The organism is Rothia mucilaginosa ATCC 25296 (assembly GCF_000175615.1).
Taxonomy (GTDB): Bacteria; Actinomycetota; Actinomycetes; order Actinomycetales; family Micrococcaceae; genus Rothia; species Rothia mucilaginosa.
Map to the genome: position 1 here is coordinate 184,000 of NZ_ACVO01000015.1, position 15,407 is coordinate 199,406.

At 61.4% G+C, this 15,407-nt stretch carries 12 protein-coding genes and 3 tRNA genes; 9 read left to right on the plus strand and 6 right to left on the minus strand.

The window, feature by feature from the left end:
• The first annotated feature begins 25 nt into the window (after positions 1-25).
• The 5 genes from ROTMU0001_RS04275 (at position 26) to ROTMU0001_RS04295 (ending at position 5,423) form a co-directional block, all read left to right on the plus strand.
• On the plus strand, positions 26-1,948 hold the full coding sequence (locus ROTMU0001_RS04275) for a DUF2079 domain-containing protein (RefSeq protein WP_005508327.1): 1,923 nt from the start codon (positions 26-28) through the stop codon (positions 1,946-1,948).
• 659 nt (positions 1,949-2,607) lie between these two features.
• Positions 2,608-4,842 carry a DEAD/DEAH box helicase gene (locus tag ROTMU0001_RS04280; RefSeq protein WP_005508328.1) on the plus strand — a complete coding sequence of 745 codons (2,235 nt, stop codon included), beginning with the start codon at positions 2,608-2,610 and terminating at the stop codon, positions 4,840-4,842.
• A gap of 324 nt (positions 4,843-5,166) precedes the next feature.
• Positions 5,167-5,238, plus strand: a tRNA-Thr gene (locus tag ROTMU0001_RS04285).
• A gap of 38 nt (positions 5,239-5,276) precedes the next feature.
• Positions 5,277-5,350: transfer RNA gene (locus ROTMU0001_RS04290), tRNA-Met, on the plus strand.
• Between the two features lies 1 nt (position 5,351).
• Positions 5,352-5,423, plus strand: a tRNA-Thr gene (locus ROTMU0001_RS04295).
• Between the two features lie 183 nt (positions 5,424-5,606).
• Here ROTMU0001_RS04295 and ROTMU0001_RS04300 read toward each other — a convergent pair.
• Positions 5,607-6,608, minus strand: a complete 1,002-nt coding sequence (locus tag ROTMU0001_RS04300) for an LLM class flavin-dependent oxidoreductase (protein ID WP_005508330.1) — start codon at positions 6,606-6,608, stop codon at positions 5,607-5,609.
• A gap of 235 nt (positions 6,609-6,843) precedes the next feature.
• On the opposite strand from ROTMU0001_RS04300, the gene ROTMU0001_RS04305 reads away from it, so the two are divergent.
• From ROTMU0001_RS04305 to ROTMU0001_RS04315, 3 genes are all read left to right on the plus strand, one after another.
• A complete protein-coding gene (locus tag ROTMU0001_RS04305; RefSeq protein ID WP_005508332.1) occupies positions 6,844-7,296 on the plus strand; it encodes a MaoC family dehydratase N-terminal domain-containing protein in 453 nt (150 codons plus the stop codon).
• Complete coding sequence (locus tag ROTMU0001_RS04310) at positions 7,296-7,757, plus strand: MaoC family dehydratase (protein WP_005508334.1); 462 nt, start codon at positions 7,296-7,298, stop codon at positions 7,755-7,757. The genes ROTMU0001_RS04305 and ROTMU0001_RS04310 overlap by 1 nt, the downstream gene beginning before the upstream one ends.
• 234 nt (positions 7,758-7,991) lie before the next feature.
• Positions 7,992-9,098: a UDP-N-acetylmuramate dehydrogenase gene (locus ROTMU0001_RS04315; RefSeq protein ID WP_005508335.1), complete on the plus strand. Its 1,107-nt coding sequence runs from the start codon at positions 7,992-7,994 to the stop codon at positions 9,096-9,098.
• Between the two features lie 117 nt (positions 9,099-9,215).
• On the opposite strand, the gene ROTMU0001_RS04320 is transcribed toward ROTMU0001_RS04315, so the two are convergent.
• Both ROTMU0001_RS04320 and ROTMU0001_RS04325 read right to left on the minus strand, forming a co-directional pair.
• Positions 9,216-10,187 (minus strand): hypothetical protein, encoded by a 972-nt coding sequence (locus ROTMU0001_RS04320; protein ID WP_005508336.1) that lies wholly within the window; start codon positions 10,185-10,187, stop codon positions 9,216-9,218.
• Positions 10,188-10,320: 133 nt separating this feature from the next.
• Complete coding sequence (locus tag ROTMU0001_RS04325) at positions 10,321-11,745, minus strand: MFS transporter (RefSeq protein ID WP_005508337.1); 1,425 nt, start codon at positions 11,743-11,745, stop codon at positions 10,321-10,323.
• Between the two features lie 215 nt (positions 11,746-11,960).
• Between ROTMU0001_RS04325 and ROTMU0001_RS04330 the strand changes: the two genes are divergently transcribed.
• The gene (locus ROTMU0001_RS04330) at positions 11,961-12,350 is read left to right on the plus strand and encodes a PGPGW domain-containing protein (RefSeq protein ID WP_005508339.1); all 390 of its coding nucleotides are present in this window, start codon (positions 11,961-11,963) and stop codon (positions 12,348-12,350) included.
• A gap of 106 nt (positions 12,351-12,456) precedes the next feature.
• Here ROTMU0001_RS04330 and asd read toward each other — a convergent pair whose 3' ends face one another.
• The 3 genes from asd to ROTMU0001_RS04345 form a co-directional block, all read right to left on the minus strand.
• Positions 12,457-13,596, minus strand: a complete 1,140-nt coding sequence (gene asd / locus ROTMU0001_RS04335) for an aspartate-semialdehyde dehydrogenase (protein WP_005508340.1) — start codon at positions 13,594-13,596, stop codon at positions 12,457-12,459.
• Between the two features lie 209 nt (positions 13,597-13,805).
• Positions 13,806-14,456, minus strand: a complete 651-nt coding sequence (locus tag ROTMU0001_RS04340; RefSeq protein ID WP_005508342.1) for a dihydrofolate reductase — start codon at positions 14,454-14,456, stop codon at positions 13,806-13,808.
• Between the two features lie 22 nt (positions 14,457-14,478).
• Complete coding sequence (locus tag ROTMU0001_RS04345; protein WP_005508344.1) at positions 14,479-15,360, minus strand: thymidylate synthase; 882 nt, start codon at positions 15,358-15,360, stop codon at positions 14,479-14,481.
• Between the last annotated feature and the right edge of the window lie 47 nt (positions 15,361-15,407).

Genomic DNA, 15,407 nt, shown 5'->3' on the forward strand with positions numbered 1-15,407 from the left:
CACACACCCCGAGAGAAGGACGCCTATGGCACCGGAAGCACATGACGCACCCTCGACGATTAACGCACCTGAAACGACGAGCGGCACCGCTACAGGCGCGCGCCGCCAGCGTGCCCAGAAACAGCCGCGTCAGTCCCTCACCGAGCGCGTCAAGAGCATCCGACCCCTTGAACTACTACCCGGTCTGCTGCTTGCCGCCGCCGTCATGGCGCTGTACACCTACTACTCGCTTCAGCAGATGAAGCACTGGGTGACCCCCTCCTGGGACCTGGCGATTTTCACCCAGATGGCGCAGGCGTACTCGCATTTCTCCGTGCCCATCGTGCCCATTAAGGGGCCCGACTTTAACCTCTGGGGTGACCACTTCCACCCGATTCTGGTGCTTCTGGGACCCATCTACGCGCTGTTCCCCTCGCCGACCACGCTACTGGTCGTGCAGAACGCCCTGGTCGCCTTCGCAAGCTTTGCCATTGTGCGCTTCACTCAGCGTGCCTTCGCGCTCGCCCAGAAAACTGAAGATGCACAGAAGACTGAGGACGCGCAGAAGAACGAACCTGCGCAGAATGCTCAGTCCGCAAAACTTCAGAGCGTCATCCCGACCATCACCGGTCTGCTACTCGGTGCCGGATTCGCCCTCAGCTTCGGCGTTCAGCAAGCTATCGCCGCCCAATTCCACGAAGTAGCCTTCGCCGTGCCGCTACTCGCCATGAGCCTCGGTTACCTGGTGCTCGCCTCGCGAGTGAGTGGCACCGAACGTGCCCGCTACCTCGCCTACGCCTGCTGGTGGTCCCTGCCCATCGCCTTCGTCAAAGAAGATATGGGTATTACTGTCGCAGCCATCGGCCTCATCATCTTTATCCGCACCGGCTGGCTGAGCATCGCCGTTGACATTCTGATGCCGCGCCTCTCCGCTGGTACTCCCGCTCCCATGCGCACCCGCATGCAGCAGCTCTACTCCTCGTGGGCACGCACCCCCGCCGTCGCAGAATCCACCATGGTCATGATGTGGGGTGTGTTCTGGTCGGTCGTCGCCGTCTACGTGATTCTGCCCTACTTCAATAGCGGCGGTAACTTCGATTACGCCGACAAGGTGAACTTCTCCGCAGCCCTGGGCGACCCCTTCGGCTCAGCGCTGCAGATGCTCAGCAACAACACCAAGCTGGCAACCCTCGGCCTGCTGCTCATTACCGGAGCGGTCCTCTGGGTGATCTCTCCGCTCGCGGCAATTGCCCTGCCGACCCTCGCCTGGCGTCTGCTCTCCACCATGGAATCCTACTGGGCAAGCACCTGGCACTACTCGCTCGTGCTCATGCCCGTCGTCTTCCTCGCCTTGCTGGATGCCGTCGTGCGTGTACGCTATGGCGTGGTTCCCGCCGCGATTCCGGTACGCTCGGCTGCGATTCCGGTACGCTCGGCTGCGATTCCGGTACGCTCGGCTGCGATTCCGGTACGCTCGGCTGCGCGAGTAGCCGATAGCGCCTCCGCCGAGGAGCCTCAGGCCAACACCGAGCCCGGCCGCCTCAGCGCCCTGGCACGCCGCATACCCGTATGGGCTCTGCCCGCCGTGGCGCTCTTCCTTGCGGTATCCCCGATCTTTGTGGCAGGCTCCCAGCAGCCCCTCGCATCCCTGAGTAATGCACAGTTCACCGCCTCCGCGCTGACCGCCACTGACCAGATGAAGCAGGATGCCGTGCAGAAGGTACCCGAAGGGGTGTCGGTCGCATCTGACCTGTCGATTCTGACTCAGCTGATTCCCGGTCGCACCGTCTACTGGATCGGTCACACCGGTGAGCCCGCACCCGACTACGTGGTCATCGACCGCAGGAGCAACTCCTGGGGCGGCAACCCGCCGACCAACGCCGCACAGTACGCGGCCGACCGCTACGGCCATTCCTACGCTAAGTATGCGACCGTCGGCACGATTGATATTGTGCGTCGCGTAGATTAATCCGAGGACTACGTAGGAACGATGCGTGCCCAAAAAGCGCCCGCCCTCCGGTTGTGAGGGTGGGCGCTCGCCGTTAAGAGATGAGGTTTTAAGCACCTTTTGGGGTTAAAAGGGCGCCGCTAAGGTAAACTAGGTAGAACACGGGAACCCCCGATGAAGGTCTTGTGCGCACCCGGCACCCAAGGTGGTGCTGGAATTGTAGGTGCGCCGTACTCACCATCACCGATTGATACGCCCCATAAACTTGCGGTTTACACCGTACACGCGGGCTTCTCTTAACGATCTCTGGTCCAGCGTCTTTGCTGCGTCTGCTGTAACAGACACACCACCGCCGTGTAAGCGGGAAGGCGAACCACCAGGAATACGTGACATTGCATGTGAGCATTACCCACCCTGTACACCCCTGATTCACAGGGACTACTGTGCGCCGAGCGCAGAGTACGAACGGGCGTGCGGATAATGTGCCGAGAAATTCAAGACCACCCCCAGCAAAAGCCGCTACCCGTAGCATCCGCAGAACACCTCTGCAGAATGCGCCGGTAACGGAGGACCCCTGGACGTTCTACTCCCCAGGGGATGATGTGTGGCTGGGCCGTGAAGGGGACACCCGGTAAGCGCCGAAAAGCGTGCGCTTCCACCCCTACCGTATAGAGGAAAAATTGACTGAGAATACTGCTACCCCGGCCGAACTGAACGCCGAGGCAGAGACCGTTGTGACCACCGAGAACATCGCCGAGAACACCGTTGAGAGCCCTGCTGTAGAAGCAGAAGAAACCACCGCAGAAGCTACTGCAGAAGCACCTGCCGAAGAAACCGCTGCAGAAGAAACCGCCGAGAAGGCTGAAGAAGAAGGCGTACGCTTCACCGACCTGGGCCTGGACGCCCGCGTCCTGGCAGCCCTGGAAGAGGTCGGCTACGAGAAGCCGTCCCCCATTCAGGAACAGACCATCCCGCTGCTGCTGGAAGGCCACGACGTGGTCGGTCTGGCACAGACCGGTACCGGTAAGACCGCAGCATTCGCCCTGCCGGCACTGTCCCGCATGGCTGAACTTGCTGACGTCAACGGCATCTCCCGCGACACCCAGGTTCTGGTCCTGGCACCCACCCGCGAGCTGGCTCTGCAGGTTGCAGAAGCCTTCTCCTCCTACGCAACCCACATGGAGGACTTCACCGTCCTGCCCATCTACGGTGGCTCCCCCTACGGCCCGCAGCTGGCCGGTCTGCGTCGCGGTGCGCAGGTCGTCGTCGGTACCCCCGGCCGCGTGATTGACCACCTCGAAAAGGGCTCCCTGGATCTGTCCAATCTGCAGTACCTGGTACTGGACGAGGCAGACGAAATGCTGCGCATGGGCTTCGCCGAAGACGTGGAAAAGATCCTCGAAGGCACCCCCGACAGCAAGCAGGTTGCCCTCTTCTCCGCAACCATGCCCAACTCGATCCGCAAGATCGCTCAGCAGTACCTGAACGACCCCACCGAGATCCGCGTCAAGGCTAAGACCACCACCAGCGCAAACATCTCCCAGCGCTACATGCAGGTCATGCACTCCCACAAGCTGGATGCAATGACCCGCGTGCTCGAGGTCGAAAACTATGACGGCATCATCGTCTTCGTGCGCACCAAGAAGGAAACCGAGGAAGTTGCCGACAAGCTGAAGGCACGCGGTTTCGCGGCAGCAGCGATTAACGGTGACATCCCCCAGCAGCTGCGTGAGCGCACCGTTGACGCCCTGCGTGACGGCCGCATCGACATCCTCGTAGCAACCGACGTGGCTGCACGCGGCCTGGACGTTGAGCGCATCTCCCTGGTCGTCAACTACGACATCCCCCACGACACCGAGTCCTACGTGCACCGCATTGGTCGTACCGGCCGTGCAGGTCGCGAAGGTGCCGCAATCCTCTTCGTCACCCCGCGTGAGAAGTACATGCTGCGTCAGATTGAGAAGGCAACCCGCCAGAAGGTCGAGCCGATGCACATGCCCACCGCAGAGGCAGTGAACGAGACCCGTAAGCAGCGCTTCGCACAGCAGATTACCGAGACCATCGAGTCTGAGGACCTGAGCTTCTTCCGCCAGATTATCGAGGACTACGAGAACGAGCACGACACCACCGCTGAGGACATTGCGGCTGCACTGGCTGTTATCGCCCAGCAGGGTCGCCCCTTCTTCCTCGATGAGAGCGAAGATATCGCCCACAAGTCCCGCCCCTTCTCCGATGAGGATTCGGACCGCGGCGGCCGCAAGGCAAAGCGCGCGCACAACGACGAGGGTATGGTCAACTACAAGCTGAACGTTGGCCGTTCCTCCCGCGTGACCGCAGGCGCTATTGTGGGTGCACTAGCTAACGAGGGTGGCATTAAGGGCTCCCAGATTGGCTCCATCGACATTCGCCAGCACTTCACCATTGTCGGCCTGCCCGAGGACCTGCCCCGCGACTTCTTCGACCGCCTGCGCGACACCAAGATTGCTGGCGAGTTCATCAACATCCGCAAGGACAACGGTCCCAAGGGCGGCGGCGGTGGCCGCGGCTTCGGTGGCGGCCGTCGTGAGGGTGGCTACCGCGGCAACCGTGAGGATGGTCGCGACTTTGGCGGTCGTGATAACCGCCGTGAGGGTGGCTACCGCGGTAACCGTGAGGGTGGCCGTGATTTCGGCGGTGACCGCGACTTCAAGCGTGGCGGCCGCGATTTCGGTGGCAAGCGCAATGACCGTGACTTCGGCGGTCGCGACTTCGGTGGTCGTGATAACCGCCGTGAGGGTGGCTACCGTGGCAACCGTGACGGTGGCCGCGACTTCGGCGGTCGCGACTTCGGTGGCCGTGATAACCGTCGTGATGGCGGCTACCGCGGTAACCGTGACGGCGGTCGTGATTTCGGTGGCCGCGGCAAGCGCTACTAAGATTTCGGCTAAGCCTGGATTAGCGGTATGAGGGGCTTGCTGAGGCTATCGGCTAGCAGCCTTGTCATCCGCATGTGATTCAAAGACCGGCAGGGGAGTGATGAGCTCTCCTGCCGGTCTTTTGTATTTGTGTGTTGATGTGTTTGCATCAGCTGTTGCGGCGGCGCCTGGTCATTGCTGGGAGCTCCTGATCATTACTGGGGCTCCTGGTCAAAGCTGGGTTCTCATGCGGCAGTGCGGAGAACAGGAAAACGTTAAATGTGGTGCATGCCATAGCTTCTCCGCTTGCGAGCATTCTTGAAGACCTGTATAGTTTTACCTGTTGCCCCGATAGCTCAGTGGTAGAGCGCCATCTTGGTAAGATGGAGGTCCCGGGATCGATTCCCGGTCGGGGCTCTCTCATTAATTCATGCGAGAGTACGTATTAATGATGTGGCGGTGTAGCTCAGCTGGTTAGAGCGCACGACTCATAATCGTGAGGTCGACGGATCGAGCCCGTCCACCGCTACGCCCCGATAGCTCAGTGGTAGAGCGCCATCTTGGTAAGATGGAGGTCCCGGGATCGATTCCCGGTCGGGGCTCAGATAAGCCTGTCTCTTCGGAGGCAGGCTTTTTTGTTTGCCAATTTTGTCTGCCTATTTTCTTTGCCTGAAGCCCGGTCTGCAGGCGCTCAATAGTACTCAGCCCTGCGGCTCGATACCGGGCATAGCGAAGCCCCCGAGAAAAATACTCGGGGGCTTCGTCTTTATGCTCTGATCAAAGCGTTAGGAGGCGCGGCGCACTACCGGCAGCTGGGACAGCAGCTCGTAGGAGCGCAGGCGGTCCTCATGTTCCCACGCCTCGGTCATAACGATGAGCTCATCAGCGCCCGTGCGCGCCACCAGGTCCTCAATGCGAGCCTGCGCGGTAGCGGGGGAGCCCACAATCGCCTCGGCGGTCATGCGTTCAATGTGCATTTTCTCCGTGCCGGTCCAGACGGCATCCATATCCTCCACGGGAGGTGCGAAAGACAGATTGCCGCGCACTACGCCCAGGAAATGCTGCTGCTGGCTCGTGTACAGGTAGCGTGCCCGCTCATCGGTATCGGCGAGCATTGCGGTTGCACCCACCATGACGTAGGGCTGTTCCAGGTGCTCCGAGGGCTTGAAGTTTGCGCGGTAGGTGTCTACCGCCTCCTGCAGCATTGCGGGCGCAAAATGCGAAGCGAACGCGTAGGGCAGACCCAGCTGCGCGGCAAGCTGCGCACCGAACAGGGAAGAACCCAGAATGTACAGGGGCACCTTCGAGCCCTGGCCGGGAATGGCGTGCACGCGGTGCATGGGGGAGGGCTCGCCCAGGAAGCGCTGCAGCTGCTGCACCTCGGCGGGGAAGCTCATGGCGGCAGAATCGTCGCGGCGCAGAGCGGCGGCGGTCATCGGGTCGGTGCCGGGCGCACGGCCCACACCCAGGTCAATGCGGCCGGGGTGGAATGCGTTGAGGGTACCGAACTGCTCCGCCACCACGTAGGGTGCGTGGTTGGGGAGCATAATGCCGCCCGAACCCACGCGAATACGCTCAGTTGCGGCGGCGATCTCCGCCATGACCACGACGGTCGCCGAGGACAGCAGGGAGCCGGCATTGTGGTGCTCGGCGACCCAGAAACGCTCGTAGCCGTAAGATTCAGCCGCGCGGGCGGCATCGATGGTGTTGAGCATGGTCTGGTGCTGGCTCTGGTCGGGGCGGTGCGGCATCAGGTCAAGCACCGAAATTTTTACGTTGGAAGACACAATTTTTCCTTCTTGATTGATTGCGGGTACCCGTCCAGCCTACGCCTGCTTGGGCTGGATGGGTAGGGGTGCGCCGGGCGCCTTCGCTAGCAGGTAAAAAATGCGACGAAATACTGCACGCCTGCATAGTGGTTGCCTGCATGCCGGTTACCTGCACGCCGGTTACCTGTACAGTGGTCTGTCCACTCTGTGCGTTTGAGCTGAACACTGTGCACAAGAACGGTAGACTGAAATCATGAGCATTAACCCTGAGATTGTGGGCAGGGTCTACCCGTCCGAGAACACCTACGTTGTCGGTCGTGAAAAGATCCGAGAATTTGCCCGAGCAGTTCACGCAGAAAACCCCCTCCACCACGACGTTGAGGCAGCCCGCGCGGCAGGGTACGCAGATGTGATTGCCCCGCCGACCTTCGCCATTATCCTGGCGCAGGCTGCCGACGCGGCACTCATCAACGACGATTCCGCCGGTATTGATTTCTCCCGCGTGGTGCACGCCGACCAGCGCTTCACCCATCACCGCCCCATTGTTGCCGGTGATGAGCTGCGCACCGAAGTTCACGTGGACTCCGTGCGTGTCATGGGTGCCGGCGCAATGCTGACCACCCGCGAAGAAATCGTTGACGCGCAGGACGAGCCGGTCACCACCTGCATTTCTTCCCTGCTGGTTCGTGCTGAGGAGGAGAACTAATGGTGCGTTTTGAAGATCTTGAAAAGGGCCAGGACATCGGTTCGCGTACCGTGGAGCTCTCCCGCGCTTCGCTGGTGCGTTACGCTGGCGCATCCGGTGACTTCAACCCGATTCACTGGAACGAGCGTTTTGCTCAGTCGGTGGGCCTGTCCGGCGTGATTGCTCACGGCATGCTGACCATGGGTACCGCCGTGCAGCTCGTGAGCGACTGGGTGGGCGACCCCGGCGCGATTGTGGACTACCAGACTCGATTCACCAAGCCCGTTCCCGTGGCGGATGCACCCGGCGGCGAAAACCCCGACACCCCCACGAACGCCCTGACCATCAGCGGTAAGGTGGGTGCCCTGAATGAGGAGGAACGCACCGCCCGCATTGACCTGACCGTCACTGCTCGTGATGAGGAAGGCAAGGAGCAGAAGGTTCTAATGAAGAGCCAGGCTGTGGTTCGTCTCTCGGCATAGTCTCTCGGCGTAGAGTTTTTGCGCTCGCAGATAGCTTGTGTGAAGGCCCCGGCGCTACCCGATGCGGTGGTGCCGGGGTTTTTGCATGCTCGGCTGCGCGCTCACCGACGCAGGTGGTGGCGCTTCTTTCTGCGGGAGGCGCGCCGGAAAATGAAGGCAAAATCACCATAAGGTTTTCGTGACTTTAACGTGTGGCGGGTGTTGACCCCGCACAACGACCGGTATTCTTAACCTATGACTGAAAAGCTGTTGAGCGAACTGACCACCGCCCAGGTAGGCGGCCCCGCTAAGACCTACGTCCGCGCCACCTCCGAAGCAGAAATTATCGAAGCAGTCTCCGCTGCAGACGCCGCAGGCGAACCCGTCCTCATCGTGGGCGGCGGCTCCAACCTGCTGGTTTCCGACGAAGGCTTCAACGGAACCGTCGTGCACATCGCCTCCGAAGGCGTAGAGGTTCTGCCCATCCCCGCATGCGGCGGCGCGAACGTGCGCGTGCAGGCGGGCACCATCTGGGACGACTTCGTGAAGCTCAGCATCGAGAACGAATGGGTTGGCCCCGCGGCTCTCTCCGGCATTCCCGGCACCGTGGGTGCAACCCCCGTGCAGAACGTCGGCGCATACGGCGTTGAGGTGGGCGAGTTCATCGCCTCCGTACGCACCTGGGACCGCGAAAAGAACACTCGGAAGACCTTCGCAAGCGCAGACCTGCGCTTCGGCTACCGCGACTCGGTGCTCAAGCGCGCAACCGTCAACGGCTCGCCCCGCTACGTGGTGCTGACCGTTGATTTCCAGTTCACCCTGGGCAGCCTGTCCTCCCCGATTCGTTACGCCGAGCTGGCGAAGAGCCTGGGCGTTGAGCCCGGTCAGCGCGCCGAATCCGCCCTGGTACGCGAAAAGGTGCTTCAGCTGCGCGGCTCCAAGGGCATGGTGCTCAACCCCGAGGACCGTGACACCTTCTCCACCGGTTCCTTCTTCACCAATCCGATCGTTCCGCGCTCGGCCCTGGATTCCCTGCCCGAGGGCGCCCCGAACTTCCCGGTGGTCGTGAAGACTTCCCCGTTCACCGCGGGTGTTGAGGATCCGGATCGCGTGAAGCTCTCGGCTGCTTGGCTGATTCAGCACGCCGGTTTCGAGAAGGGCTTTGGCCTGGAGGGTGAGTCTCGCGAGATTGCTCAGGGCCGTGCGAGCCTGTCGACCAAGCACACCCTGGCGATTACGAACCGCGGCGGCGCATCCGCTGAGGACATCTTCGCTATTGCCCGCGCTGTGCGCGACGGCGTGCGTGAACGTTTTGGTGTGACCCTGGTTCCTGAGCCTGTCGTGGTTAACGGCGAAATCTAAACGCTCAACTTCTCGCCTCTCGTAGCGCTAGGACGCATAGAATAAACGCTTCAGAATAAACGCTTCGGGCGGTCTCTGTATCAGAGGCCGCCCGAAGCGTTGTATTGACCCGCTAAGCTAGTGGCGAGGTGAGGAGATGCGCACCTGCCCCGGCAGGTAGGGCCTGCGCTTGGGCGCTGTGCGCGTTGCCGCAAGGGGAGCGGCGGGCAGGTGCTCCATCAGTACCTGAACCGCCAGGGGAAGCTTCTGCGGCGGGCTGGGGGCGTGGAAAATCGGCTTATGGCGCGTGGGTCGGTAGGGGTAGTATTCCGCGTCCTCGCTGTGTGACCAGACAAGGTTGCCGAACTCGCCGGGTACGGGGGAAAGCACGTTGGCGTAGTAGGCGCGCGTCTGCAGGTCGGCACGCTCGGAGGCGCCGGTAGTGGTGCCGGTGGATACGCCGCTGGGTACGCGGTCCTGTTCGATGATGAGGGCGCGGACCACGCCTCCTACGGTGCTAATCGCGTTTACGTGTAGGGCGAGCAGATCCCCGTCCTTGTGGTCGACCTGTACCTGCCCGTCCGCGAGGATTTGGGTGCCCATTGTGATGCTGCTGGCGATTCCTTCGCAGAGGGCGCGGATGAGCGCCATGCGTGCAGGGTAGAGGTCTGCGATATCCCAGCCGATGAGGGCGGGGGCGGCGGAATTGCCTGCGTATTCCTCGCAGGATTCGTAGGCTGCGACGTCCACGTAGCCGCGGGCGATGGGCTCGCGGTCGTAGGGGCGGCCGTCGCGCTGCTCCCAGAAGCTGAGGGCGGTTGCGGTGAAGACAGCCTGGCCGTCGCGTACGGCGACGCTGAGCGTAAAGTCCTGCGGGTAGCCGTTTTTGGTGCGCGGGCGCAGGGTGATTGCGCGGGTGTATTCGTTGAATTCCTCGGGCCAGTCCAGGTAGTAGCTCATTTTTGCCCCATCGCTACGGTGCACGGTGAGTTCGCCCGGCAGCAGCATGGCTTCGGGCACGCCGCCGGCACGTTCGGTGGCGTAGTGTTCGCTCACGGGCCAGGGGCTGAACTCTGTGCGGTAGGGGCTGGAGAGGAAGGAATCGAGCATAGAACGTATCCTCTCATAGTTTGAGGTTGTGGCGCATGGATAGGGGGGCTTAAATGACAAATGAGCTGTCCCTTCTGGCTACTCGGAAAAAGCGTTCAGGAGGGACAGCCCATCATGTAGGCTAGGCGGCTCGTTAGAGGGATTCGCCGCGGCGTTCAGGCAGCAGGAACACGGTGGTTGCCGCTACCAGGAACGCGGTGGAGAAGAGCGTAAAGAGCAGCGGGGTTCCACCGAATGCGACCAGCGGCGGCACAATGAGCGGCGCCGCGATGGAGGCGATACGACCAATGCCGGCGGCGGCACCGGTGCCGGTTCCGCGCAGGTGGGTCGGGAAGATTTCCGGGCTCAGGGCGTAGAGGGCACCCCACGCGCCGAGGTTGAAGAAGGAGAGCATGCAACCGGCGAGGATAATGAACACCTCGGCGTGCGCCATGCCGTAGCCAGCAGCCGCCAGTGCGGAGCCGAGCAGGAAGGTCGCCAGGGTTGCGCGTCGGCCCCACTTTTCGATGAGATAGGCGGCGACCGCGTAGCCGGGCAGCTGGGCGAGGGTCATGATGAGGGTGAATGCGAAGGACTTCACGAGGCTGAAGCCCTGGGCGTTCAGCAGTGCCGGAATCCAGATGAACGCGCCGTAGTAGGAGAGGTTGATGCAGAACCAGATGACGCACAGGGCGATGGTCTTGCGGCGCTGACCGGCAGCCCAGATGGAGCGGATTTTCGCGGATTCTGCGTTGTCGGCACTTTCTGCGGCACCGTGTACGGAAGCGTCTTCGGCCTGCTTCTTGGTTCGGGAGAAGAGCGCGGGGGAGGCCTCGAAACGTTCGACCACCTGGCGTGCCTGATCGTGCTTGCCGACCGACTCCAGGAAGCGCACCGACTCGGGGGTTCCCATACGGATTACGAGCGAGTAGATGGCGGGAATCAGACCGATGGCAAGCGCCCAGCGCCAGCCGTTCGCCTGCGGAACGATGAAGGTGCCGATGAGAGCGGCGAGGATCCAGCCCAGAGCCCAGAAAGCCTCCAGAGCGACCACGACGCGGCCGCGGATAGCGCGCGGCGAGAACTCAGAAATCAGGGTGGATGCCACGGGAAGTTCCGCGCCCAGACCCAGACCGACCAGGAAACGGAAGACGAGCAGCACGCCCAAGGAGGTCGCCAGGGCGGAGGCGCCGGTCGCCAGACCGTAAATCAGCAGGGTGAGTGCGAAGATGTAACGGCGGCCGAGCTTATCGGCGAGTAGGCCGCCGAAGGTTGCGCCGAGCGCCATGCCGACGAATCCGATGGAACCGAGCCAGGAGGCTTCGGTGGGGCTCAGATGCCATTCCTTGATGAGGGCCGCCATGACGAAGGAGATGAGGCCAACGTCCATGGCGTCTAGTGCCCAGCCGAGACCCGAGATACCCAGGAGCTTGCCGTGGGCGCGGGTGAAGGGCAGGTTTTCGAGGCGTTCGTTGAGGGTCGGTGCGGCGTTGCGTTCAGCAGCGGGTGCAGAGGTACCAGCGGGTGCAACAGCATTGGTGCGGGATGAGTCCGTTGATACGGGACGAGGGGAGGACACGGTAGTGGGTCGCTTCCTTAGTGTTTAGGCGTAGTGCCGGGCGAATTGTTCCCTTACAGTGTATAAAGGTACTTTCGACTTGAACACTATTGAAACGAAAAAATTTTGAAGATGACGGAAAAATCTCAACATGAAGAAATCTTTCACAGCCGCCGCCCAGCGGTAGGTGCTATTCTCTAACCACCGCCGCCCGGTGAAACTCACCTACGGCACGTTTGGAAGGACCACCCCTGAAAACCATTGAAGATGAAGTCAAGGAAAGCGAGACCAGCCGCTTTCACCGCTGGCTCGAAGCCCGCAAGGAGCGCATGCACGCGCATCCGGTCATGCGTCATCTCTACAAGCCCCTCGTCATCGGCGTGGGCGCCTTCTGCTTTATCGCCGGACTGATTATGCTCGTCACCCCCGGCCCCGGCTGGCTGTTCATTTTCATAGGCCTGGGCATTTGGGGTACCGAATTCACCTGGGCACGCCGCGCCAATATCTTCATGAAGCACGTGGTGCTCACCGCCTGGTACCGCTACCGCGCCTGGCGACAGCAGCGTAAGGAACGCAAAGCCGCACGCAAGGCAGAACGCAAAGCCGCCGCCGCAAACCAGCGCTAAACCAGCTCGCGCTAAGCCCACACGCGCTATACGCAGGCACAAAAAGCCCTCGCTCCCATCCGATAAGAATGGTAGCGAGGGTTTTCTTATAGCTTGTCAGTGAGCTTTAGAGCTTGCCAACAGCAATCTGCAACATGCGGCGAATCGGCTCAGCAGCACCCCAGAGCAGCTGGTCACCCACGGTGAACGCGCTAATGTACTCGGGGCCCATCGCGAGCTTACGCACGCGACCAACCGGAATCTCCAGAGAACCGGAAGCAGCCACGGGGGTCAGCTGCTCCATGGACTCCTCACGCTGGTTCGGCACGAAGCGAACCCAGGGGTTGTCCTCAGCGATGATGCGCTCAATCTCCTCGAGCGGCAGGTCCTTCTTAAGCTTGATGGTCAGCGCCTGAGAGTGCGAGCGCATCGCAGCGATACGGACGCACAGACCGTCCATGGTGATCTTGTCATCTTCGGAACGGCCCAGGATCTTGTTGGTCTCAACCTCAGCCTTCCACTCTTCGCGGGACTGACCGTTGCCCAGGTCCGAGTCGATCCAGGGAATCAGGGAGCCGGCGAGCGGCACACCGAACTGGGAAGAATCCAGCTCACCGGAGCGCTGCTTCGCGAGAACCTTGCGGTCGATGTCCAGAATTGCGGATGCGGGGTCGTTCAGCTCCTCGGAGACCTCATTGCCCAGGTCGCGGAACTGTGCGAGCACCTCGCGCATGTGGCGGGCACCGCCGCCGGATGCAGCCTGGTAGGTCATGGAGGTAGCCCACTCGACCAGGTCGTTCTTGAAGAGGCCGCCCAAGCCCATCAGCAAGCAGGAGACGGTGCAGTTACCGCCGACGAAGTCCTTCACGCCGGATGCCAGGCCGCGGTCGATGACGTCGCGGTTAATGGGGTCCAGCACGATGATGGAGTCATCGTTCATGCGAAGGGTGGAAGCGGCATCAATCCACAGGCCGTCCCAGCCGGCTGCACGCAGCTTCGGGTGCACAGCCTCGGTGTAGCCACCGCCCTGAGCGGTCACAATAATCGAGTGCTTACGCAGCTCATCAATGTCGTATGCGTCCTTCAGCTCGGACGGCTCAATTACGCCGTCGAAGGTGGGCGCAGCGCCACCAACATTAGAGGTAGTGAAGAAGACGGGGGTAATGCCCTCGAAGTCGCCTTCCTCAACCATGCGCTTCATGAGGACGGAGCCCACCATGCCGCGCCAGCCAACAAAACCTACAGAGTCACCGGGATTAAAGTTCATGGTTCCCAGTGTACTCTCAGGCTGGCGGGTGCGGACTAACACCGTACAAAAAATTTGATATTCGGAACGGAATACCGTGTGAAGAGGCGGGGTTTATTACCGGGGCACTGGGAGCCGCATTAAACACTCAAGCCCGCGGTACTCTGGGTGGAGCAGCCGCAGGCTTGAAATGCATGTCTATATCAGCGAGTGAACGAGGGAAGCTTGAACTAGATACGTTCGAGCCGCTGGAACGAGAAGTACATGGGGTTCTTCGTGCCCGACTCATCGAGCAGGTAACCCTTCTCGCTATTCTCCCAGGCACTCTCGGAGGTGACCCGCCAGCACCCGTTCGGTGAGCTGCCCTCGCAACTGCCCGCAGAATCTGCAAGCTGCAGTTCGGGCGCTCGCGTATCGCCGGTAATCTCGTTACCTTCCTGGCAGTAGAAGAGGGTCCGCTCCACCGTCTCCACCCGGCCGAAGGCGGGCAGGTCGGTGCGGGAGAGGGCCTCCGCGTAGACGGATCCGCCACCAATAATCCAAGCATCAACCGCGGCGGTATCTGCGGGGGTAGCTTCGACCGGCGCACCCGCAGCGTCACGAGCCGCGTACAGCGCCGCATCCAGCGAAGGAACCCACAGCGCACCGTCGCGTTCTTCCGCCTCGGTAACCGAACGACTAATCACAATGTTCGTACGGCCCGGCAGGGGGCGAAAACGCGGTGGGAACGACTCCCAGGTGCGGCGACCCATAATCACCGGAGCACCCAGCGTCACCTTCTTGAAATGCGCCAAATCCTCCGGAGCGTACCAGGGCATATCCCCATCACGACCAATGATGCCGGCATCAGTTTGAGCCCAAATAGCGCCCAGACGAAACATCATGCCTCCTCGTTACCTGCAATTAGACCGCAATCGGGGCGGCAATACCGGGGTGGTGCTTGTAATCCACCAGCTCAAAGTCTTCATACTCGTAATCGAAAATAGAAGGCTTCTTCGTCTTAATGACCAGCTTCGGGTACGGGTACGGCTCACGCGGCGGGTAGGGGTTACCCTCCGGGTCGGTGCCGTAACCCAGCTGCTTCTTCACCTGCTCCAGGTGGTTCGAGTAGATGTGGCAGTCGCCGCCGGTCCACACGAACTCGCCCGGCTCCATGCCTACCTCCTGCGCAATCAGGTAGGTCAGCAGCGCGTACGAGGCGATGTTGAAGGGCACGCCCAGGAACATGTCCGCGCTACGCTGGTACAGCTGGCAGGACAGCTCCTTCACACCGTCCGCGCGTTCGTGCACGTAGAACTGGAAGAGTGCGTGGCAGGGCGGAAGCGCCATATTGTCCACCTCGGCAGGGTTCCACGCCGACACAATATGACGGCGCGAGCCCGGGTTATTCTTCAACGAATCAATAACCTTCGCAATCTGGTCAATCGTGCCACCATCGGGGGTCGGCCACGAACGCCACTGCACGCCGTACACCGGGCCCAAATCGCCGTTCTCATCAGCCCACTCATCCCAAATGGTCACGCCGCGCTCCTGCAACCAACGCACATTCGAGGAACCGCGCAAGAACCACAGCAGCTCAATGGCAACAGACTTGAAGTGCACGCGCTTGGTGGTAATCAGCGGGAACGACTCACGCAGGTCAAAACGCATCTGACGGCCAAACACACCGAAGGTGCCGGTGCCGGTACGGTCGGAACGCTGCGCATCCGCCGCGATGGCGTCCTTGTTCTCCTCGAGGATTTCGCGCAGAAGATCTTCATAGGGAGTGGGGATTGCGTGAGTCATAAGAAAAACCTTGAATCCTGTCAGTAGACGTGAGAGACGGTCACAAA